Origin of the sequence: Micromonospora sp. NPDC047670 (genome assembly GCF_043204915.1) — a bacterium.
GTDB lineage: Bacteria > Actinomycetota > Actinomycetes > Mycobacteriales > Micromonosporaceae > Micromonospora.
The window spans coordinates 645,373-663,729 of record NZ_JBIDDA010000003.1 but is presented as its reverse complement, the minus strand read 5'-3'; the positions used below and the strand labels follow the sequence as shown (position 1 = coordinate 663,729).

Genomic DNA, 18,357 nt, shown 5'->3' with positions numbered 1-18,357 from the left:
TCAGGGCCGGCGGACGATCAGCCGGTAGGTCACCACGAGACCGGCCAGGCACCACGCGCCCATCACGAGGTACGGGGTGCCGCTGATGCCGCCGACGAGTGACTCGCGCACGCTCTGCGCCATGTACTGGAACGGGAGCACGACGTGCACGGCCTGCAACCATCCCGGTAGCCGGTCAACGGGAAAGTTGACGGGGGAGAACATCAGCGTGACGAAGACGACGAGCTGGGTCACGAGGCCGACCGCGGCGGGCGGGAGGGCGTGGGCCAGCCCGTAGCCGAGCGTGGTGGCGGTCAGGGCGACGAGCAGGGCGGCGGGGATCACCAGCGGGCTCGGGTCCAGTCGCAGGTCGAAGCGGAACGCGGCGACCACCAGCGACAGCACGAGCCCGGGCAACGCGCCCAGGATCCACACGGTGACTCCGGCGGCGACGGAGGCCAGCGGTGGGACGGGGAGCGTCTGGTCGAACTCGAAGCTGCCCTGCAACTTGCTCTGCGCCACCATGTTCGGGGCCATCACCAGCCCGACGGTGATGAGCCCGATGGTCGGGCCGCCGGTGGCGAGGAACGCGGCGCTGGTGGCGTCGACGTCGGGCAGCAGGTACGCGAAGCCGACGATGATGCCGACCGAGAGCCCGGCGGAGACGATCGCGAAGAGGGGGAGCAGGAAGCGCAGCCGCAGCGCGTTCCAGCGCAGCAGCAGGGCGTAGCTACGGAGCCACGACATCGTTGACCTCCACGTCGGTTGCCGGCTGGTGTTCTTCGAGGGCGAGGTAGATGTCCTCGACCCGCATCGGGTAGAGCGAGAAGTCCTCGATGGTGCCGGCGGCCTGCATGCGCGCCGCCCACTCGGTGGCGGCCACCGCCTCGGCGGTGTCCAGGGCGTACACCAGCCGCTGGCGGTCCCGTCGCGGCGGCTGCCCGGTGAACGGCGGCGGTGCCGGCTCCTCGCTGCCGGCCGCCAGGCTGATGTCGAGCCGCAGCGCCGGGCCGGCGCCGGCGCGCAGGTCGGCGACGGTGCCCTCGGCGACCACCCGGCCGTGCGCCAGGACCGAGAGCCGGTCGAGGATCCGCTCGACCTCGGTGAGGTTGTGGGTGACCAGCAGGACGGCCGCCCCGTCGTCGGCCAGCGACCGGACCTGCTGCCACAGCAGCCGCCGGCGCACCGGGTCGACGTCGTTGCTGGGCTCGTCGAGCACGATCACCTTGCCCGGCCGCACGGCCGCGAGGCAGTACGCGGCGAGGCGGCGGACACCGCCGGAGAGGCGCTCCGCCGGCGTGTCGGCCCACTCGGTGATGTCGAGGGCGTCGAGCAGCCGCTGGGTGGCGGCGGTCGCCTCGGCCCGGCCGGCGCCCCGGATCCGGGCGACCAGGGTGATGGCCTGGCGTGGCGTGACGCCCATCAGCGGCACCTGGGCCTGCGGCTGCACCGAGCAGACCCGGTGGGCGAACCCGGGGTCGGCGACCGGGTCGCCGTCGCCGATGCGGATCGTGCCGCTGGTCGGCCGGATCAGCCCGGCGACCTGGTTGACCAGCGTGGTCTTGCCGGCGCCGTTGTGGCCGAGCAGGCCGTAGACCTGGCCGGCGTTCACCCGGATGCTGATGTCGTCGTTGGCCCGCACCCCTCCGCGATACTCCTTGCAGACATGGTCCACGCGCAGCACCATGACATCTCCGATACTGGTCGGTATTCAGATACCGCCGAGTATGCGGAATGCGGAGATTCTGGTCAAGCGGAATGACGGGAGAGTCGCCTGATGGAACGGATGGGGCGCCAGGAGCGGCAGCGGCACAACCGGAACCGCCTGCTCGACGCGGCGCAGCGGCTGCTCGCCGAGCGGGGGCCGGCGGCCTCCCTCGACGACATCGCCGCGGCGGCCGGCCTGACCAAGGGCGCGGTGTACTCCAGCTTCCGCAACAAGGAGGACATCATCCTCGCCCTGCTCGACCGGCAGCTGGACATCATCGGCACCGACCTGACCGAGGTCACCGCGGGCGAGACCGACATGGTGCAGGCGTTCGCCGCCCTCAGCTCGGCCAACTCGACCGGCGACCGTGCCGGCGAGAACGCCGACTTCGCGCTGCTGATGATGGAGTTCTGGATCGCCGCCATGCGTAACCCGCGGGTGCGTCCCCGCTACATCGAGGCGCTGCGCCGCACCCGCGCCGGCATCGCCGCGCACCTGACCGCCCGCGCCGACGGGCCGGACCCGGCGCTGGTGGCGCGCACGGCGACGCTGCTCCTCGGGCTGGACATCGGGCTGAGCATCCAGCGCCTGGTCGACCCGGAGTCGGTGCCGGAGACCTGGTACGCCGAGGCGTTCGAGCTCCTCGTCCGGCCGCTGTCCGACGACGCGCCGCAGCCCGGCGGCACCGCGGACTGAGCCGCCGCCGACGCCCGGGGATCGAGTGAAGGTCGTCGTTGCCCCGGCCGCGTCGGCTGGCATAGGGTCGTGCGGTACCAGTGATCTCATCGACCGGTTCGTGACGGGGAGACGCGGGATGAGTTTCGAAGCGGAGCAGTACGTCGTCGTCCGCAACACCGAGGAGCAGTACTCGATCTGGCCGGCCGACCGGCCGGTGCCGGAGGGGTGGCGGACGGCGGACGTCCGGGGCTCGCGGGAGGAGTGCCTGGCCCACATCGAGAGCGTCTGGACGGACATGCGCCCGGCCAGCCTGCGGACGGCGGGAAGCGCGGCCTGACCGGCCGGTGGCGCGCCGCCGTCCCCATGCGACGGTCCCGACGCGCCGCCGGACCGGCGCCTGCCGGCGGTCGACGGCCCCGCAGGCGTCGGCGAATCGTCGTCAACTCGGGGTTGACGACGAGCATGCGTCAACCTATCGTTGACGCATGACGGATCCAGTGCAGATGAGCAACCCGGTTCGGCTCGACGACCTCATCCAGGCGATCAAAAAGGCGCACACCGACGCGCTCGACCAACTCGCCGACGCGGTCATCGCGGCCGACCACCTCGGCGAGATCGCCGACCACCTGATCGGCCACTTCGTGGACCAGGCGCGGCGCTCCGGCGCCTCGTGGACGGACATCGGCCGGAGCATGGGCGTCAGCAAGCAGGCGGCGCAGAAGCGCTTCGTGCCGAAGGCCCCCGAGGCGCCGCTCGACCCGCAGCAGGGCTTCAACCGGTTCACCCCCCGCGCCCGCAACGTGGTGATGGCCTCGCAGAACGAGGCGAGGGCCACCGGGCACGCCGAGATCCGCCCGGAGCACGTGCTCCTGGGGCTGCTCGCCGAGCCGGAGGCCCTCGCCGCGAAGGCGATCGTCGCGCAGGGCGTGTCGCTGGAGCGGGTGCGCGAGGCCGCGACGGCCGCGCTGCCGCCGTCGTCGGCCGAGGTTCCCGCCCTGATCCCGTACGACGCGCAGGCCAAGAAGGCGCTGGAGCTGACCTTCCGCGAGGCGCTGCGGCTGGGGCACAACTACATCGGCACCGAGCACATCCTGCTCGCCCTGCTGGAGCTGGAGAACGGCACGGGCGTGCTCGCCGGGCTCAGCGTCGACAAGGCCACCGCCGAGTCGACGCTCGTCGCGGCGCTCGGGGCCGCCGCGAAGGGCGCCCGGGGCTGACACGCCGAGGCCGACGCCCGACGCGGCGGTCCCGGCCTGAGGCCGCCGCGGCGGCCTCAGGAGACGGCGGGGAAGCCGTACCGGTCGGCGTGCTCCGGGTCGGCCGGGTCGATCTGACGGATGCCCGCGTCGGCGAGACGCTTGTTGACCTCGTCGAGCCGTTCGCGCACCAGCCGGGCCTCCTCCTCGGTGACCCGGCCCCGGTGCGGCTTGCCGGCGTGCTCGATGGTGCCGTAGTCGAGCTTCTCGGCGCCCTTGCGGGCCTTCGGCGGGCGGACCCGCTCGGCGGTCCGGAGGAGCTGTGCCATCGGCACGTCGGTGGCCATCGCGTCGAACTCGCTCGCCGTGAGCACCACCCGCCGGGGCTCGCCGTCGCCGTGCCGGTCGTGGATCTCGACCACCGCGACGTCGAGCGCGGCGTCGTCGATGCTCTCCACCTCGACCGGGGTGGCGTCCAGTTGCACGGGCCCGGCCACCAGGTCAGGGTGCTCCAGGACGACGACGCGGACCACCTCGTCGTCGGGCTGGATGACCGTGCCGCTGAAGTCGGAGACGTGGATCGTCTTCTTGCCCATGCGCGGTGCTTCTCCTGTCGTGGGCCGGGTGCCGGACCAGAAGAAATTACCCGACAGGTGTGCGAAAGCCGTCGCTGGACCGCCCGGGTGTGTCGCTGCCGCCGATCGGGGCGGCGGCGGGTCACCGCGGGTTGAGGTTGCGGCGGGTGGAGGTCCCGGCCGGCAGCTTGTTCAGCTCGCCCCAGGAGAGCGCGTCCGCACGGGTGGCGCCGCGGTTGCCCCGGTACGGCGGCTGGGCGGGAAACCGTTCCGCGACCCCGGGCGTGCGCCAGAGTCGCTCGGTGTCCTGCTGGTACCGGTCATTCGGCTGATTCGGCATGACCATTACCGTCCCAAAGAAAGTTGTACATGTATGGAAATGAATATGACGGTCGATCGATGCGTCGGGTTCCCCTGACTCTGACCGGAATTCGCGGCGGCATCCATCGGCGATGTTCCGCCCCGGGTACCCGCCTTTCGCGCCCTTCAACCGCCGCCGGCCCGGGTCCGGGCCGCCGCCGGGCCGCGCCGCCGCCGAATCCGGGGTCGCCGCCGGCGTGACCGACGTCTCTTGAGCTATACCCCCTAGGGGTATATGGTCAGGGCATGACGAACGCGAATCTCACCCGGCTGGCCGTAACGGCGACCCTGCACTGCCTCACGGGCTGCGCCATCGGCGAGGTCCTCGGCATGGTCATCGGCACCGCCCTCGGCTGGTCAGACCTCTCCACCATCGCGCTCGCGGTCGGCCTGGCCTTCCTCTTCGGCTACTCGCTGACCATCCGGCCGGTGCTGCGTTCCGGTGTCCCGCTGCGCACCGCGATCAAGGTGGCGCTGGTCGCCGACACGGTGAGCATCGCGGTCATGGAGGTGGTCGACAACGGCGTCATGCTCGCCATCCCCGGCGCGATGGAGGCCGGCCTGGGGAGCGTGGTGTTCTGGGCCAGCCTCGCGGTCGCGCTCGCGGTGGCCTTCGTGGTGACCGTGCCGGTGAACCGGGCGCTGATCGCGCGGGGCCGGGGCCACGCGGTCACCCACCGCTACCACGCCGGGCACGCCGGCCACGAGGTCGGTCACGCCGGACACGGGACCGGCCACGCCGGGCACGAGGCCGGGCACGGCGGTCACGCCGGTCACGGGACCGGCCACGCCGGGCACGAGGCCGGGCACGGCGGTCACGCCGGTCACGGGACCGGCCACGCCGGGCACGAGGCCGGGCACGACGGTGGGCGCGCGGGGCACACCCACCACTGATCCGGGACCGTACGCCGGGCGGCGGCCGTCCGGCGTACGGTGATCGGCGGGCGGGCCGGGGCGCGGACCGTGCCCCGGCGAGCGCGGCGGGCGGCGCCCGGAGGTGTCCGGGCGGGCGGCCGCCGTGGGTGGACCACGGAAGGGTGACTCGATGCGCGACCGGCGGCTCCACCTGCACCTGGCTACCTGGCTGGGGCAGTGGCCGGCGGGCCCCGGGCTGCACGTGGTCGGCTCGCACCGGCGGGCCCGGCCGGCCTGGGACGGGCGGTTGCGGCCGGCCATCGCGGTCGCGGCCGGGACGAGCACCTTGCTCTCCGTGCCGCCGGACCGGGTGGAGGCGGTCCGCGAGCTGGCCCGCCGGCAACCCGGGCGGTTGCTGCCCGCGCTGCCCGCGGCGGTCGGCCAGCCCGGCTGGGTGGTCCACGACGACGTGTTCCGGTGGAGCCTGGCCCCGGCTCCGCTGCCCGAGGTGGGGGAGTGGGTGTCCCCGCGCACGCGGGGGCTGCCCTCCTGGCTCCGGCTCTTCGACCGTCCCGTGCTGGTGGCGCGCGACGAGCGCGGCCGGTACCTGTCCGGCGTGGGCATCAAGCGACATGACGCGTACGGCCACGAGCTGGCGGTGGGGACGACGCCGGCGGCGCGGGGGCGGGGCCTGGCCCGGCGGCTGGTGGCGCAGGCGGCCCGCCGGGTGCTCGACGAGGGCGCGGTCCCGACCTACCTGCACGGCCACGCCAATCTGGCCTCGGCGCGGGTCGCCGAGGCGGCGGGCTTCCCCGACCGGGGCTGGCGGTCGTTCGGGGTGTACCCGCCCTGACCGGCGACCGGCGACCGGCTGGTGGCGTCGGCGCGGCCGCCCGGGCGGGCGACGGCCGCGAGTGGCCGGGCGACGGCGACGGCGCGACGTCCTGGTGACGGGGTGCGGACGGCAGGGCGCGGACCGTGGATCCCGGGCCGGATCCACGGTCCGCAGCCTCCCCCCAGGTCCCTCCGCCCGTGTCGGGCGTTGCGGGGCCGGTCGCCGTACGTGCCGATCACGCTACGTATCGAGCTGTGGTTCGGCAAGATGCCGGCGGGTGGTTCGGACTGTCCAGAAGCGGACTTGACCTGGAGCGGAGCGCGTCGGGACGGTGCCGTGGGTCAGTGACGCAGCGTGCGAATGAGGTCGAGCACCTGCCGGGTGACCGGGCGCAGCACCCGCAACCGGGACAGCCCCACCAGCCGGTCGATCAGGGGCACCGCGCCGTCGATGAGCTGCCGGGTCTTGGCCTGCCCCGGGGACCGGTCGTGGACCCAGTAGAGGACCACCCCCATGTACGCCAGCCAGAGCAGCTCGGGCAGGTGCGGACGCAGCTCCGCGTCCACCTTCGCGGTGGAGCCGTCCAGGGCCTCGGCGAAGAGGTCGACGGCCGCCTGCCGGGGCGCGGACGACTCCTCGGAGAACGGGCTGAGCGGGGAGGTCGGCTCCGCCGCCGTCTTGAAGAAGCTCGCGGCGAAGGCGTGCGACGGGGTGAGCACGTCCACGCCGGCGTGCAGCACCCCGGCGAGCCGGGCGGCGAAGTCGGACTCCCGGTCGAGCGCCGGCTGTGCCGCCGCCCGGTGCTGGACCTGCGCGCGGGCGTAGAACTCCTGGATCAGGTGGTCCTTCGACCCGAAGTAGTAGTAGGCGTTGCCCACCGCCACCCCGGCCTCCTGGGCGATGGCACGCATGGTGGTCCGGGCGTACCCCCGCTCCTGGAACAGCCGCATCGCCGTGTCCACGATGAGCTGCCGCGTCTGCTCGCCCCGCGCGGTGGCCGGCTCACCCGCAGCGGTCGTCGGCGCAGTCTGCTCGGTCATCGGGGTCACCGTATCCCGCCGGGTCGCCGGCCGGCTCCGCCCACGGATCGCGGACTCGCTCGCGTACCGACGCGGCGGCGGCGACCACCCGGCGGGCGAGCGGCAGCAGGTGTGGGCGCGCCAGCCGCTCGGCGGTGCCCCGGTGGTCGGCCAGCGCCCAGAGGCACGCGAACCAGGCGCCGTCGCCCGCGTACACCTCACCGGTGTCCGCGACCACGGTGAGGTCGCGCAGGGTCGCCTCATGGTCCAGGCCGGGGAAGCGCCGCCGGGCCTCCGCCGAGCCGGCCGGCACGAACTCCAGCGGTACGAGCTGGGGGCGGGACGCCAGCCAGCCACGCGCGGCGCGGCACAGCGGGCAGTGTGCGTCGTAGAGGACGGTGAACCCCCGGACACCACCGCCCCCGTGCGCGGTGGCGTCCGGGGCCCCGCCCGTCCCCTCGGCGGGCGGGACGCTCATCGGGCCGGCGGTACGCCGGGGCCGGCCTCTGGCGCGGGCCCGGCCGGGCCGACGTGCTGCTGCGGGCCGACGTGCTGCGGGTTGTTGGGGTGGGGACCGGCCGGGTGGGGGCTCCGGGGCGCGGGCGGCCCGGGCAGCCGGCCGACCGGGGCGAGCGGGGGATGGGTGGCGAGCTGACGCAGCCGGCCCCGGCGGTAGCGGCCGAGCGCGAAGACGTTGAAGAAGTGCAGCGCGCCCAGCACCAGCAGCACCAGGCCGATCTTGAGGGACAGCTCCTCCATGGCCTCGGCGGTGGAGCCGACCGGGTCGGCATGCTTCATCGCCACCGTCACGTAGCCGAGGTTGAGCAGGTAGAAGCCCACCACGAGGAGGCTGTTGACCGCCCCGGCCAGCCGTTCGTCGGCGAACACCTCCTCGAGGAAGACCAGCCCGTTGCGGGAGAGCGCCCGGGCCACCCACACGGTCAGGCCGATGCTGACCGCCAGGTAGACCAGGTACATCCAGACCTTGGTGTCCATTCGCCGACGCCCTTCTTGAACGTGTTCAAATCCTGCGTCCAGAGCGTAGGGCAGTTCTTGAACGTGTTCAAGAGGCGGTGGCGGGCTTCCGCGTAGCCCTGCCGGGGCGGCGGTCGCGTATGGTCGACTCGCGCCGGTTCCGGCGCATCTTCTCGACGGTGAGGCGATCCATGGGCGAGCGGTACACGGAGCCGGGGCAGGTGTTCGTGCGCCCGTCCGGCGAGATCGACATGGCCACGGCCGACGCGCTCGGTGCCACGATCACGGACGCGTTGCACCGGCCCGGCGTCCGGGAGGTCGTCGTCGACCTCGCCGACGTCCGCTTCCTCGACTCCAGCGGCGTCCGCGTCCTCGTGCACGGCGTCGCCGTGGGCGGGGAGCGCGGCGTGCCGCTGCGGGTGGAGAACCCGCAGCCGGTGGTCGCGCGGGTCCTACGGATCACCGGCGTCGGCCCGCTGCTCGGGCTGGCCGACGGCGATGCTGCGGGGCCGCCCGCCCTGCGTGGGTGGCGCGGGCTCGACTGAGTCCGCTCAGGGCTCGGTGCTGGCGGCGGCCGTGGCCGACCACTCGACGAGCAACAGGGTGGCGTCGTCCAGGTGCGGCCCGGCCTGGTGCGCGACCACCGCGTGGCTCAGCCGGCGCAGGGTCTCCGGCGCGGGCAGCCCGGAGCCGATGTGCCGCTCGGCGAGGTCGGCCAGCCGGGGCAGCCCGAACATCTCGCCCGCCGGATCGCGCGCCTCGGTCACCCCGTCGGTGTGCAGCAGCAACCGGTCACCGGGCTCCAGCCGCATCTCCGCCACGTCGGCCCGCTCGTCCGGCAGGCCGAGCGGGAGCCGCCGGCCCCCGTCCAGCGCCTGCACGGCCCGCCCCCGGCGCAGCAGCACCGGTGGCGGGTGCCCCGCGTTGACGTAGCGCAGCAGCCCGGTGCGGGTGTCGAACTCCGCGAGCACCGCCGTGACGAACCGCGCGTCCCGCCACTGCGCGGCGATCGCGGCGTCGACCGCCCGCACCAGCCCCGACAGGTCCGCGCCGGCGCGCCGAGCCGCCCGCAGCGCGGCCAGCGCGACCGAGGTGGTCAGCACCGCCGGCAGGCCGTGCCCCACCCCGTCGAGCACCGCCAGCGTCACGGTCCCGCCGTCCACGGCGTAGTCGAAGGCGTCGCCACCGACCTCGTAACAGGGTTCGAGCAGGGCGCTGACGGTGACCTCGGGGGTGGCGACGGTGAGCGGCGGGAGCAGTTGCCAGAGCAGTTCGGCGGAAAGCCCCATCGGACGGCTGCGGCGCGTGCGGTGCAGGAGGTCCCCGTACGCGCTCTTGCTGCTGACCAGGTGGCCTACCAGGCCGGAGACGAGCCGGCAGCCGTCACGGACCGCCTCGTCGGCGAGGTCGGCCCCGGCCGGCGGGAACACCTCCAGCAGCCCCAGTCGGTCGGTGCCGTTGACGACCGGCACCCAGAGCCGGGGCGGCGGGCCCTGCCCGGCGTGCACCTCGACCTGCGTGAAGGCGCGACCGGCCAGGCTGCTGTCGATCGGCAACGGGTCCGGCGTCGGCCGGCCCGGCTCCGGCAGCGGGCGCAGGTCGCGCTGTTCGGCGTCGACCAGGTAGGTGGTCGCTGTCGCGCCCAGCGGCCGGAGCACGGTGTTGATCGCGACCGGCAACTGGTCCGGGGGCAGCCGGTGGGACAGGGACACGAGGTCGGCCAGGGCCCGGTGCCAGGGGTCGGTGGCGGTCATTCCTGTCGCATACCCCGAGCCCGCCCCGCCAAAGCCGCCCGGAGCGGACCGGATGCGCCCGCCGGCCCGGCGCCGGCTGCGCGGGGGCATCCGGTCCGCCCGGGGCGGTGACGCCGCCGGGCGGTCCGCCGCCGGACCGCCCGGCCCCGGCCGCCAGCGTCAGCCGGCCAGGCCGAGCGCCTCGGCCGCCGCCCGGCCGTTGGCGTGGCTCGCGCCGTACGTGGTGACGAACGCCCGCACGCCCGCCGGCCGCCAGCGGCCGGGCCAGCCCATCTCGACCACGGTCACCGGATGCGCGGCGGCCAGCGCGCCCACCAGCTCGGGGCCGCCCGGCAGGCGGTGCAGGTGCCGGCCGACCAGCACGATCGGCCGGTCCCCGGCGAGCCGGCGCAGGGTCGCGGGGTCCGTCTCGGCGGCCACCACCCGCAGCTCCTGCACGCCGTCGAGGTGCGGGCCGAGGCCCCACGGCACCCGTCCCTCGGCGATGGTCGACGCGGCGTGCAACTGGACGACCAGCGGGCGGTCCAGCCCGGACAGCTCCCCCTCCACCCGGACGGCGCGCCGCGCGGCGGCGTACCCGAGCTGGGTGGGGGCGGCCGAGGTCGCGCCGGTGGCCCGGGTCCAGGCGGCGAGCGTCGCGACGCGGCCGGCCGCCTCCTCGACCCGGGCCCGGTCCAGGCGACCGTCGGTGAGCGCCGCGACGATCTCGGCGACCACCCGCTCGACCAGCCCGGTGTCGACCTGGGCCCCGATGCAGAGCAGGTCGGCGCCGGCGGCGAGGGCCCGTACGGCGGCGGGCCCCACCCCGCCGGCGGCCACGGCCGCGCCCTTCATCTCCAGGGCGTCGGTGATGACGGTGCCGGTGAAGCCGTACTCGTCGCGGAGCAGGTCGACCAGGACCGCCCGGCTGAACGTGGCCGGGCCGTCGCCGGTCAGCGCCGGCACCCGGATGTGGGCGGTCATCACGGCCTGCGCGCCGGCCGCGACGACCGCGGCGAAGGGCGGCAGGTCGCGTTCGCGCAGCACGTCGAGCGGCACGTCCACGGTGGGCAGCTCGTGGTGCGAGTCCGCGACCGTCGCGCCGTGCCCCGGAAAGTGCTTGGCGCAGGCCGCCACCCCGGCGGCCTGGAGGCCGGCCACCGCCGCGGCGGAGTGCGCGGCGACCCGCACCGGGTCGGCGCCGAACGAGCGGGTGCCGATCACCGGGTTCTCGTCGGCGGTGTTGACGTCCACGGTGGGCGCGAGGTCGACGGTGATGCCGAGGCCCGCCAGCTCCGCGCCGATGGCCTCGTAGACCCGGCGGGTCAGCGCCACGTCGTCGATGGCGCCGAGCGCCGCGTTGCCCGGGTACGGGCTGCCGGTGGCGTGCGCCAGCCGGGTGACGTCACCGCCCTCCTCGTCGATCGCGACCAGCACGTCCGGCCGGCCCGCCCGCAGGGCGGCGGTGCTGGCCGCCACCTGCCCCGGGTCGTGGACGTTGGTACCGAACAGCGTGTGCCCGGCGAGCCCCTCGGCCACCAGGTCGACCGCCCAGTCCGGCGGAACCGGCCCCGGGTACGCGGCGAGCAGCGTGCCGAGCGCGAGCCGGCGCAGTCCTGGATCGAGCCCCACGTGATCTTCCCCTTTCGGTGCCCGCCGGCACGGATGTCGTACCGGTGGCGGTCGGCGACGTACCGGGTCGGCCGAGCGACCCGGTCCCGGGCGGCCGATACGCTACGGCTACCCGTTTTGCAGGTCCGTTTACAGTTAACAAGGTTTAACGAAACTAGAGGACGTGGCATGAGTTCGACCCGGCTGCCCGGCACCCCCCGTCTGTTGCGGGCGCTCAACGACCGCGCGGCGCTGGAGCTGCTGCTGGAGCAGGGGCCGCTGACCCGGGCCCGGCTCGGCGAGCTGACCGGGCTGTCCAAGGTCACCGCGTCCCAGCTGGTCGAGCGGCTGGAGGAGCGGGGGCTGGTCACCCGGGTCGGCGAGCAGGCCGGCGGGCGGGGGCCGAACGCCCAGCTCTACGCCGTGCGGCCGGGCAGCGCGCACGTGGTCGGGGTGGACGTCGGCGCCGACCGGGTGGTGGCCGCCTGCGCGGACATCACCGGCGCGGTGATCGGCCGCGTCGAGCAGTCGACCCGGGACACCGACGACCCGGTCGGCGTCGTGCACAACGCGGTGGTGCAGGCCGCGAGCAGCGCCGGGGCGCAGCTGTCGAGCGTACGGCGGATCGTGCTGGGCACCCCCGGCCTGGTCGACCCGGGCACCGGCGACATCACCTTCGCGTTCAACCTGCCGCGCTGGCACAGCGGTCTGCTCGCCGCCCTCCGGGAGGACCTGCACACCGCGGTGGTCTTCGAGAACGACGTCAACCTCGCCGCGGTCGCCGAGGCGCAGTCGGGCGCGGCGCAGGGGCTGACGGACTTCGTCCTGGTCTGGGTCGGCGCGGGCGTCGGTCTGGCCATCGTGCTGGGCGGCCGGCTGCACCACGGCAGCAGCGGCGCCGCGGGCGAGATCGGTTACCTGCCGGTGCCCGGGGCGCCCATCCCGCGCGACGTCTCCCGCCGGGCGAAGCCGGCGTTCCAGCAGTTGATCGGCGCGGAGGCGGTACGCGAACTGGCCCGCGCGCACGGCTACCCGGACGACAGCGGCGCCGTCGCGGTGCGGGCCGCGGTCGCCGACGGCACGGCCGGCGGCCCGATGCTCGACGAGGTGGCCCGCCGGCTGGCGCTCGGCGTGGCGAGCACCTGCGTGGTGCTGGACCCGCCGTTGGTGGTGCTGGCCGGCGAGGTCGGTCAGGCCGGCGGGGCGGCCCTGGCCGAGCGGGTGCAGCACGAGGTCGCGGCGATCACGCTGGTCCGCCCCCGGGTGGTGCCCACCGGGCTGACCGAGGAGCCGATCCTGCGCGGCGCGCTGCGCACGGCGCTGGACGCGGTCCGCGACGAGGTCTTCGGCTCGACCGTCGGCTGACCGGGGCCACCCGCCCGCCGTCGCCCGGGACCGCGCGGCGGGCCCCGCCGACCCGGACCGGCGGGGTCGGAGGAGGCCGCGCGTCATGTGAAGGAATATTTCACCACCGGCCCGGATGCTGCAAGGTCTTGCCGCATCCGGGTCCGGTGTCCCCGCAGGTCACATCAGGTCGCGGCGGCGGAACAGCACGAAGGCGGCCGTGGTCAACACGCCGGTGAGCGCGAGCAGCACGGCCAGCGACGGGCCCCAGGTCAGCGCGTACATGCTGTCGCAGAAGCCGGAGGGGCCGTCGGTGCAGGGCCGGTCGTCGAAGAACTCGACCCGCCCGGTCAGCCAGCCGCCCAGATAGCTGGAGAGCATGAACCGGTCCGGCCGGGACACGTCGAGGATCTCCAGCACCAGCCGGGCCCCGAGCTCCCAGACCACCGCGTACGCGGCGACCGCGCCGAGCGCCGCCGAGGTGTGCCGGCCCAGCGTGGCGATGGCGAAGCCGACCGCGCTGGCCAACAGCACCAGCACCATGCCGCGCCCCCAGATGGCGCCCAGGGACCGCCAGAACTCGCCGTCGAGCCGCCCCGGCCGCCCGGCGGCCTGCCCGATCAGCCAGAACGCCCCGAGGTACGCCGCCGAGGCGAGCACCGACAGCAGCGCCACCGCGCCGAGCAGGGCGCCCAGTTTGGTGCCGAGCACCGTCATCCGCCCAGGTCGCCAGAGCAGCAGGTTGACCACCCCGCCGGAGTTCAGGTCCGCCCCGATGTAGGAGGCGCCGACCAGGAAGCCGAAGAGCACCAGGAAGGCGATGAGGAAGTAGAGCAGCGGCCGGGCCTCCTCGGCGAAGGTGAAGACGCCCACCAGGAAGTCGGCGGCCACCGGCACCCGCTCCATCAGGGCCGGGTCGACCTCGCTGCAGTCGTCGGGAACGTACTCCTGCACCTCCTCCACGGGCAGGACGCCGCGCTGCCGGTCCAGGCAGAGCTGGTGGGTGCGCTCCAGCTCCTGGCGCGCCGCGGCGGCCTGCTGCTCGGCGTCGAGGACCTCCTGGGCGCTGGGCCGGTGGGACCCGGCGAGGGTGGTCGCCGCGGTGACGCCGAACGCGAGCACCAGCAGGACGAGCATGAGCTGCACGAAGCGCCGGGCGCCGAGGCGCTCCAGCTCGGCACGGACCAGGTTCACGCGTCCACTCCCCTCGCGTCGAGGTCGATCGCCGCTTCCCGGTGCGCGGGGTCGGGCAGCATCGAGTCGTCCACCTGCCGGGGCGCCGGCGGGTGCCCCGGCGTGCCGGTCAGTTCGAGGAAGACGCTCTCCAGGTCGGGCCGCAGCGGGGTCAGCTCGCGGACCCACAGGCCGGCCTCACCCAACGCGCGGCTGACCGTCGTGGCGTCGTCGACGCCGCCCACCACCAGGTGGTCGTCGTGCCCGGTCACCGCCAGCCCCGCGGCCGTCAGCAGCTCGGCCGCCCGCTCCTGCTCGTCCACCCGCACCAGCAGCTCGTGCCGGTCGAAGCCGGCCAGCACCTCGTCGACGCGCCCGGCGGCCACCCGCCGGCCCCGCGAGATGATCGTGACGTGGTCGCAGATCAGCTGGATCTCGGCCAGGATGTGGCTGGAGACCAGCACGGTCACGCCGGCCTCGGCCAGCGAGCGCATCAGGTCCCGCATCTCCCGGATGCCGGCCGGGTCCAGCCCGTTCGCCGGCTCGTCGAGGATCAGCAGCTCCGGGTCCTTGAGCAGGGCCGAGGCCACCGCCAGGCGCTGCTTCATGCCCAGCGAGTAGCCCTTGACCCGCTCGTCGCCCCGGTCCCGCAGCCCCACCTGCTCCAGCACCGCGTCGACCCGGGCGACCGGCACGCCGCCGGCCCGGGCGAGCAGGCGCAGGGTGCGGTGGCCGGTGAAGTTGCCGAAGAACTGCGGGCTCTCCACGATCGCCCCGACCCGCCCCGCCACCGCCTGCAGGTGCTCCGGCGCGCGCACGCCGAGCATCGTCATCCGGCCGGCGTCGGCGCGCACCAGGCCGAGCAGGGCGCGCAGCGTGGTGGTCTTGCCCGATCCGTTGGGGCCGAGGAAGCCGTGGATCTGGCCGGGCTCCACGAGCAGGTCGAAACCGTCGACCGCCACCCGGCGTCCCTGCCGCAGGCTGTGGAAGGTCTTGTGCAGACCCTCGATCTCGATGACCGCGCTCACCAGCGCGGCTCCGCGTTCCGACCGGGCATGGACCGTCCTTCGGATGTGGTGACCAACGACACGGCGCCTCACCCTATGACCGGGGCGCCGCCCGTGGGGGGCGCCCGGCGTTGCGTGGTTGGATGGTCGGGTGACTGGTGACGCGGATCTGGTGATCAGCCTCGACGGCGTCGGTGTACGCCGGTCCGGCACGGCGCTGCTGCACGACGTGGACTGGCGGGTCGAGCTGGACGAACGCTGGGTGCTGCTCGGCCCGAACGGCGCCGGGAAGACGACACTGCTCAACCTCGCCGCCGGGCGGCTGCACCCGACCACCGGCACCGCCCACGTGCTCGGCGAGCGGATCGGCCGCACCGACGTCAACGAGCTGCGCACCCGCATCGGGCTCTCCACCGCCGCGCTGGCCGAGCGGGTGCCCGCCGACGAGCGGGTCAGCGACGTGGTCGTCACGGCCGCCTGGTCGGTGCTCGGGCGCTGGCGGGAGAGCTACGACAGCGGCGACGAGGCGCGCGCCCGCGCGCTGCTGGGCCAGCTCGGCATCGGCGGCCTCGCCGACCGCGCCTACGGCACGCTGTCCGAGGGGGAGCGCAAGCGGGTGCAGATCGCCCGCGCGCTGATGACGGACCCGGAGCTGCTGCTGCTCGACGAGCCCGCCGCCGGACTCGACCTGGGCGGGCGTGAGGATCTGGTGGCCCGGCTGGCCGAGCTGGCGTACGACCCGGACGCCCCGGCGCTGGTGCTGGTCACCCACCACGTGGAGGAGATCCCGCCCGGCTTCACCCACGCGTTGCTGCTGCGCGAGGGCCAGGTGGTGGCCCAGGGCCTGCTCGGCGACACGCTCACCGGGGACAACCTCTCCAAGACCTTCGGGCTTCCCCTGGTGGTCGAGCGCTCCGGCGACCGGTACACGGCCCGCGCCGCCTGATCCCGGCGGGCCGTGGGCCGGATCGGCAGTCGCCGGCGGGGTCCTAGACTTCGCCGCAGCGTTCCGGCGGCGAGGAGGTGGCGATGCGGCAGACCAGGGTCGTCGTGGTGGGCAGCGCCAACATGGACCTGGTGGGCACCGCCCCCGCCCTGCCCCGGCCGGGGGAGACCCTGCTCGGCACCGGCTTCGTCATGGTGCCCGGCGGCAAGGGCGCCAACCAGGCCATCGCCGCGGCCCGCGCCGGCGCCTCCTGCGCGTTCCTCGGGGCGATCGGCTCCGACGCGTTCGGCGTGACCCTGCGGGCCCGGATCGCCGCCGCCGGGGTCGACACCGACCACCTCCGCACCACGTACGGCACGTCCGGGGTGGCGCTGGTGATGGTCAACGCCGAGGGGGAGAACGCGATCCTGGTCACCCCCGGCGCGAACGCCTCGATGACCGACCTCACCGAGCCGGAGCTGACCGCCGTACGCGAGGCGGACGTGCTGCTCGCGCAGCTGGAGATCCCGGTCGGGACGGTGACCCGGGCGGCCGTCGCCGCGCGGGCGGCCGGCACCCGGGTGGTGCTCAACGCCGCCCCGGCCGTGCCGGTGCCCCCGGAGCTGCTCGCCGCGACGGACCTGCTGGTCGTCAACGAGACCGAGGCGCAGGCGCTCACCGGGCGCGGCCGGGAGAACCCGTCCGCCCTGCTCGGCCTGGCGCCCCGGGCGGTGCTCACCCTCGGCGCGCAGGGCGCCTGGTACGGCGACCGGGACGGCACCGCCGTGCACGTGCCCGCGGTCAAGGTCGACGTGGTGGACTCCACGGCCGCCGGGGACGCCTTCACCGCCGCGCTCGCGGTCGCCTGGGGTGAGGGCCGCGACGTGGTCGACGCGGTGCGCTGGGCGGCGGCTGCCGGTGCGGCCTGCGCCCGCCGGCTCGGCGCCTCGGTGGCGCTGCCCAGCCGGGCCGAGATCGACGAGCTGTACGTCCCCGCCTGATCCGGACCGGCCACGCGTGCGTCAGAGCCCGGTCCCGGTCACGCCTCGACGTCGTCGGTGAGCTTCTCGCCCCGGCGGCGGAGCATGCCCAGCCCCGGGATGCCGGCGACGGCGAGCTTCAGGTCGCGGGTGACGTCGAGCAGGTCGTGCAGGTCCGGGCCGACCCGGTCCAGGGTGGCCAGGATCGGCAGGATGTCCGCCGTCAGGTGCTGCTTGAGCTTGGGCAACTCGTCGACGAGGCGGATCGCGGCGGTCACCTCCTCGTGGCTGAGCTGCTCGACGAACCGGGTCGCCATCGGGGCGGCCCGGCGCAGCGCCGGCTCGTACGCCGTCAGCAGCTCGGCGGCGGTGGCCGCCGCCTCCGCCGCGGTGCCCACGGTGGCGGCGGCCCGGTGGGCCACCTCGGTGGCGGTCTCGATCGCGGTGGTCGCTGCGGCGCTGATCACGCCCACCTCCCGCACCGCGGCCTCGGCGTCGGTGAGCACCCGTTCGGTGCGGTCGAGTGTCTGCTCGGCCCGGTCCACGAGGCCGTCGATCCGCTCCACCACGCCCTCGACCCGGCGCAGCAGCGCCTCCACCGAGTCCAGCACGGCGAACGCGCGGGCCGGCACCGCGGCGAACGAGGCTGCCGAGCCGAGGGCCTGGTCGAGGGCGGAGCGGGTCAGACCGACGACCGCGGCGGGCCGGGGGAGGGGAATCACCATGGCACCAAGTGTGCGTCCCCCGCGCCCGGACCGCCGGACGAGCACGGCTCGGTCCGGGGCTCAGCGATCCGTGTGCCGTTCGACCGCCCGCTGGACCGCCCGGTAGATCTGCCCGAACCGCAGCGCGTCCGGCGTGCGCAGCAGCAGCACCTCCCGGCCGTGGTGCTGGACCCAGAGTTCGTGCACCTTGCTGCCCCGCTCGTAGGAGCGGTCGAGCCAGCCGAGCGGGATCTCCAGGAACGGGGTCAGGGCCAGCGCGCCGACCGCGCATGCCGCGAGGATGACCAGCGCCAGCTGCCACTCGCCCCGGTCCTGCGCCGACCAGGCCAGCGAGAGCACGCAGACCACCGCGACCAGCGGGGGCAGCGAGAGGAGCAGGACCAGGACGCCGCGCCCCAGCACCCGTCCGCGGACCGCCAGCGTCTTCGGCCCCTGCGCGTGCCAGACGTACGTCACGTCGGCGATCGCGACGGCGTGGCCTCCCACCCGGATCGACTCCGAGGTCACCTGCACCGCGTCGTCCCGGTAATAGAGGGTCATCACTAAGCCTAACCGCTGGCGGGCGGTTGCCGCCGGGTCGCGCCCGTCCGGCGGCCATCGGTGACCGCGTCGGCCGCTGTCGAGCTGAATCGTTTACGACATCGCTGGTTTGCCGGGCCCGGTCGCGCCGGTTGAGTCG

The 18,357-nt window shown here is 74.8% G+C and carries 22 protein-coding genes; 9 read left to right on the top strand and 13 right to left on the bottom strand.

Annotation, left to right across the window (positions count from 1 at the left end):
- Together ACGF7U_RS11025 and ACGF7U_RS11020 are read right to left on the bottom strand one after the other, a co-directional pair.
- Positions 1–726: an ABC transporter permease gene (locus tag ACGF7U_RS11025; RefSeq protein ID WP_393105251.1), complete on the bottom strand. Its 726-nt coding sequence runs from the start codon at positions 724–726 to the stop codon at positions 1–3.
- The gene (locus ACGF7U_RS11020; protein WP_393105249.1) at positions 710–1,666 is read right to left on the bottom strand and encodes an ABC transporter ATP-binding protein; all 957 of its coding nucleotides are present in this window, start codon (positions 1,664–1,666) and stop codon (positions 710–712) included. The genes ACGF7U_RS11025 and ACGF7U_RS11020 overlap by 17 nt, the downstream gene beginning before the upstream one ends.
- A 90-nt stretch (positions 1,667–1,756) precedes the next feature.
- Between ACGF7U_RS11020 and ACGF7U_RS11015 the strand changes: the two genes are divergently transcribed.
- The 3 genes from ACGF7U_RS11015 to ACGF7U_RS11005 all read left to right on the top strand — a co-directional run bounded on the left by ACGF7U_RS11015 (position 1,757) and on the right by ACGF7U_RS11005 (position 3,582).
- Complete coding sequence (locus ACGF7U_RS11015) at positions 1,757–2,383, top strand: TetR/AcrR family transcriptional regulator (protein WP_393105247.1); 627 nt, start codon at positions 1,757–1,759, stop codon at positions 2,381–2,383.
- 118 nt (positions 2,384–2,501) lie between these two features.
- Positions 2,502–2,702 (top strand): MbtH family protein, encoded by a 201-nt coding sequence (locus tag ACGF7U_RS11010; RefSeq protein WP_393105245.1) that lies wholly within the window; start codon positions 2,502–2,504, stop codon positions 2,700–2,702.
- Positions 2,703–2,850: 148 nt separating this feature from the next.
- Positions 2,851–3,582: a Clp protease N-terminal domain-containing protein gene (locus ACGF7U_RS11005; protein WP_393105243.1), complete on the top strand. Its 732-nt coding sequence runs from the start codon at positions 2,851–2,853 to the stop codon at positions 3,580–3,582.
- Between the two features lie 56 nt (positions 3,583–3,638).
- Here the strand turns inward: ACGF7U_RS11005 and ACGF7U_RS11000 are convergent, their stop codons facing one another.
- Both ACGF7U_RS11000 and ACGF7U_RS10995 read right to left on the bottom strand, forming a co-directional pair.
- Entirely contained in the window at positions 3,639–4,157 is a 519-nt protein-coding gene (locus ACGF7U_RS11000) for a hypothetical protein (protein ID WP_393105242.1), read from the bottom strand.
- Between the two features lie 121 nt (positions 4,158–4,278).
- A complete protein-coding gene (locus ACGF7U_RS10995; protein WP_393105240.1) occupies positions 4,279–4,476 on the bottom strand; it encodes a DNA repair protein in 198 nt (65 codons plus the stop codon).
- A gap of 266 nt (positions 4,477–4,742) precedes the next feature.
- Between ACGF7U_RS10995 and ACGF7U_RS10990 the strand changes: the two genes are divergently transcribed.
- Together ACGF7U_RS10990 and ACGF7U_RS10985 are read left to right on the top strand one after the other, a co-directional pair.
- Positions 4,743–5,390, top strand: coding sequence for a DUF4396 domain-containing protein (locus ACGF7U_RS10990; protein ID WP_393105238.1), 648 nt, complete (start codon positions 4,743–4,745; stop codon positions 5,388–5,390).
- Positions 5,391–5,541: 151 nt separating this feature from the next.
- Positions 5,542–6,204 (top strand): GNAT family N-acetyltransferase, encoded by a 663-nt coding sequence (locus tag ACGF7U_RS10985; RefSeq protein WP_393105236.1) that lies wholly within the window; start codon positions 5,542–5,544, stop codon positions 6,202–6,204.
- A 323-nt stretch (positions 6,205–6,527) separates the two neighbouring features.
- On the opposite strand, the gene ACGF7U_RS10980 is transcribed toward ACGF7U_RS10985, so the two are convergent.
- The 3 genes from ACGF7U_RS10980 to ACGF7U_RS10970 are packed head-to-tail and all read right to left on the bottom strand — an operon-like array spanning position 6,528 to position 8,201.
- Positions 6,528–7,226 (bottom strand): TetR family transcriptional regulator, encoded by a 699-nt coding sequence (locus ACGF7U_RS10980; RefSeq protein WP_393105234.1) that lies wholly within the window; start codon positions 7,224–7,226, stop codon positions 6,528–6,530.
- Complete coding sequence (locus tag ACGF7U_RS10975) at positions 7,189–7,683, bottom strand: thiol-disulfide oxidoreductase DCC family protein (RefSeq protein WP_393105232.1); 495 nt, start codon at positions 7,681–7,683, stop codon at positions 7,189–7,191. Before ACGF7U_RS10975 ends, ACGF7U_RS10980 begins: the two co-directional genes overlap by 38 nt.
- On the bottom strand, positions 7,680–8,201 hold the full coding sequence (locus ACGF7U_RS10970) for a hypothetical protein (RefSeq protein WP_393105230.1): 522 nt from the start codon (positions 8,199–8,201) through the stop codon (positions 7,680–7,682). The genes ACGF7U_RS10975 and ACGF7U_RS10970 overlap by 4 nt, the downstream gene beginning before the upstream one ends.
- 158 nt (positions 8,202–8,359) lie before the next feature.
- Between ACGF7U_RS10970 and ACGF7U_RS10965 the strand changes: the two genes are divergently transcribed.
- Positions 8,360–8,725: an STAS domain-containing protein gene (locus tag ACGF7U_RS10965; protein WP_393105228.1), complete on the top strand. Its 366-nt coding sequence runs from the start codon at positions 8,360–8,362 to the stop codon at positions 8,723–8,725.
- Between the two features lie 6 nt (positions 8,726–8,731).
- Here the strand turns inward: ACGF7U_RS10965 and ACGF7U_RS10960 are convergent, their stop codons facing one another.
- On the bottom strand, positions 8,732–9,934 hold the full coding sequence (locus ACGF7U_RS10960) for a PP2C family protein-serine/threonine phosphatase (protein WP_393105226.1): 1,203 nt from the start codon (positions 9,932–9,934) through the stop codon (positions 8,732–8,734).
- A 159-nt stretch (positions 9,935–10,093) separates the two neighbouring features.
- Positions 10,094–11,545: a glycoside hydrolase family 3 N-terminal domain-containing protein gene (locus ACGF7U_RS10955; RefSeq protein ID WP_393105224.1), complete on the bottom strand. Its 1,452-nt coding sequence runs from the start codon at positions 11,543–11,545 to the stop codon at positions 10,094–10,096.
- A 168-nt stretch (positions 11,546–11,713) separates the two neighbouring features.
- Between ACGF7U_RS10955 and ACGF7U_RS10950 the strand changes: the two genes are divergently transcribed.
- Positions 11,714–12,889, top strand: a complete 1,176-nt coding sequence (locus tag ACGF7U_RS10950; protein ID WP_393105222.1) for an ROK family protein — start codon at positions 11,714–11,716, stop codon at positions 12,887–12,889.
- 159 nt (positions 12,890–13,048) lie between these two features.
- Here the strand turns inward: ACGF7U_RS10950 and ACGF7U_RS10945 are convergent, their stop codons facing one another.
- Positions 13,049–14,062, bottom strand: coding sequence for an ABC transporter permease subunit (locus tag ACGF7U_RS10945; protein WP_393105220.1), 1,014 nt, complete (start codon positions 14,060–14,062; stop codon positions 13,049–13,051).
- On the bottom strand, positions 14,059–15,069 hold the full coding sequence (locus tag ACGF7U_RS10940; protein WP_393105218.1) for an ABC transporter ATP-binding protein: 1,011 nt from the start codon (positions 15,067–15,069) through the stop codon (positions 14,059–14,061). Before ACGF7U_RS10940 ends, ACGF7U_RS10945 begins: the two co-directional genes overlap by 4 nt.
- A 130-nt stretch (positions 15,070–15,199) precedes the next feature.
- Between ACGF7U_RS10940 and ACGF7U_RS10935 the strand changes: the two genes are divergently transcribed.
- Positions 15,200–15,994, top strand: a complete 795-nt coding sequence (locus ACGF7U_RS10935; protein WP_393105216.1) for an ABC transporter ATP-binding protein — start codon at positions 15,200–15,202, stop codon at positions 15,992–15,994.
- Between the two features lie 83 nt (positions 15,995–16,077).
- Positions 16,078–16,974: a ribokinase gene (locus ACGF7U_RS10930; RefSeq protein ID WP_393105214.1), complete on the top strand. Its 897-nt coding sequence runs from the start codon at positions 16,078–16,080 to the stop codon at positions 16,972–16,974.
- A gap of 38 nt (positions 16,975–17,012) precedes the next feature.
- Here ACGF7U_RS10930 and ACGF7U_RS10925 read toward each other — a convergent pair whose 3' ends face one another.
- Complete coding sequence (locus ACGF7U_RS10925) at positions 17,013–17,678, bottom strand: hypothetical protein (protein WP_393105212.1); 666 nt, start codon at positions 17,676–17,678, stop codon at positions 17,013–17,015.
- Positions 17,679–17,738: 60 nt separating this feature from the next.
- Positions 17,739–18,218, bottom strand: a complete 480-nt coding sequence (locus ACGF7U_RS10920; protein WP_393105210.1) for a DUF6232 family protein — start codon at positions 18,216–18,218, stop codon at positions 17,739–17,741.
- Positions 18,219–18,357: the final 139 nt, after the last annotated feature.

What these genes read in the sequence shown, in the direction of transcription:
- ACGF7U_RS10995 (WP_393105240.1), bottom strand. Translation starts at nt 4,476, where the DNA reads ATGCCGAATCAGCCGAATGACCGGTACCAGCAGGACACCGAGCGACTC.
- ACGF7U_RS10960 (WP_393105226.1), bottom strand. Translation starts at nt 9,934, where the DNA reads ATGACCGCCACCGACCCCTGGCACCGGGCCCTGGCCGACCTCGTGTCC.
- ACGF7U_RS11005 (WP_393105243.1), top strand. Translation starts at nt 2,851, where the DNA reads ATGACGGATCCAGTGCAGATGAGCAACCCGGTTCGGCTCGACGACCTC.
- ACGF7U_RS10930 (WP_393105214.1), top strand. Translation starts at nt 16,078, where the DNA reads ATGCGGCAGACCAGGGTCGTCGTGGTGGGCAGCGCCAACATGGACCTG.
- ACGF7U_RS10925 (WP_393105212.1), bottom strand. Translation starts at nt 17,678, where the DNA reads ATGGTGATTCCCCTCCCCCGGCCCGCCGCGGTCGTCGGTCTGACCCGC.
- ACGF7U_RS11020 (WP_393105249.1), bottom strand. Translation starts at nt 1,666, where the DNA reads ATGGTGCTGCGCGTGGACCATGTCTGCAAGGAGTATCGCGGAGGGGTG.
- ACGF7U_RS10975 (WP_393105232.1), bottom strand. Translation starts at nt 7,683, where the DNA reads ATGAGCGTCCCGCCCGCCGAGGGGACGGGCGGGGCCCCGGACGCCACC.
- ACGF7U_RS10985 (WP_393105236.1), top strand. Translation starts at nt 5,542, where the DNA reads ATGCGCGACCGGCGGCTCCACCTGCACCTGGCTACCTGGCTGGGGCAG.
- ACGF7U_RS10980 (WP_393105234.1), bottom strand. Translation starts at nt 7,226, where the DNA reads ATGACCGAGCAGACTGCGCCGACGACCGCTGCGGGTGAGCCGGCCACC.
- ACGF7U_RS10990 (WP_393105238.1), top strand. Translation starts at nt 4,743, where the DNA reads ATGACGAACGCGAATCTCACCCGGCTGGCCGTAACGGCGACCCTGCAC.
- ACGF7U_RS10950 (WP_393105222.1), top strand. Translation starts at nt 11,714, where the DNA reads ATGAGTTCGACCCGGCTGCCCGGCACCCCCCGTCTGTTGCGGGCGCTC.
- ACGF7U_RS11010 (WP_393105245.1), top strand. Translation starts at nt 2,502, where the DNA reads ATGAGTTTCGAAGCGGAGCAGTACGTCGTCGTCCGCAACACCGAGGAG.
- ACGF7U_RS10970 (WP_393105230.1), bottom strand. Translation starts at nt 8,201, where the DNA reads ATGGACACCAAGGTCTGGATGTACCTGGTCTACCTGGCGGTCAGCATC.
- ACGF7U_RS11000 (WP_393105242.1), bottom strand. Translation starts at nt 4,157, where the DNA reads ATGGGCAAGAAGACGATCCACGTCTCCGACTTCAGCGGCACGGTCATC.
- ACGF7U_RS10920 (WP_393105210.1), bottom strand. Translation starts at nt 18,218, where the DNA reads ATGACCCTCTATTACCGGGACGACGCGGTGCAGGTGACCTCGGAGTCG.
- ACGF7U_RS11025 (WP_393105251.1), bottom strand. Translation starts at nt 726, where the DNA reads ATGTCGTGGCTCCGTAGCTACGCCCTGCTGCTGCGCTGGAACGCGCTG.
- ACGF7U_RS11015 (WP_393105247.1), top strand. Translation starts at nt 1,757, where the DNA reads ATGGAACGGATGGGGCGCCAGGAGCGGCAGCGGCACAACCGGAACCGC.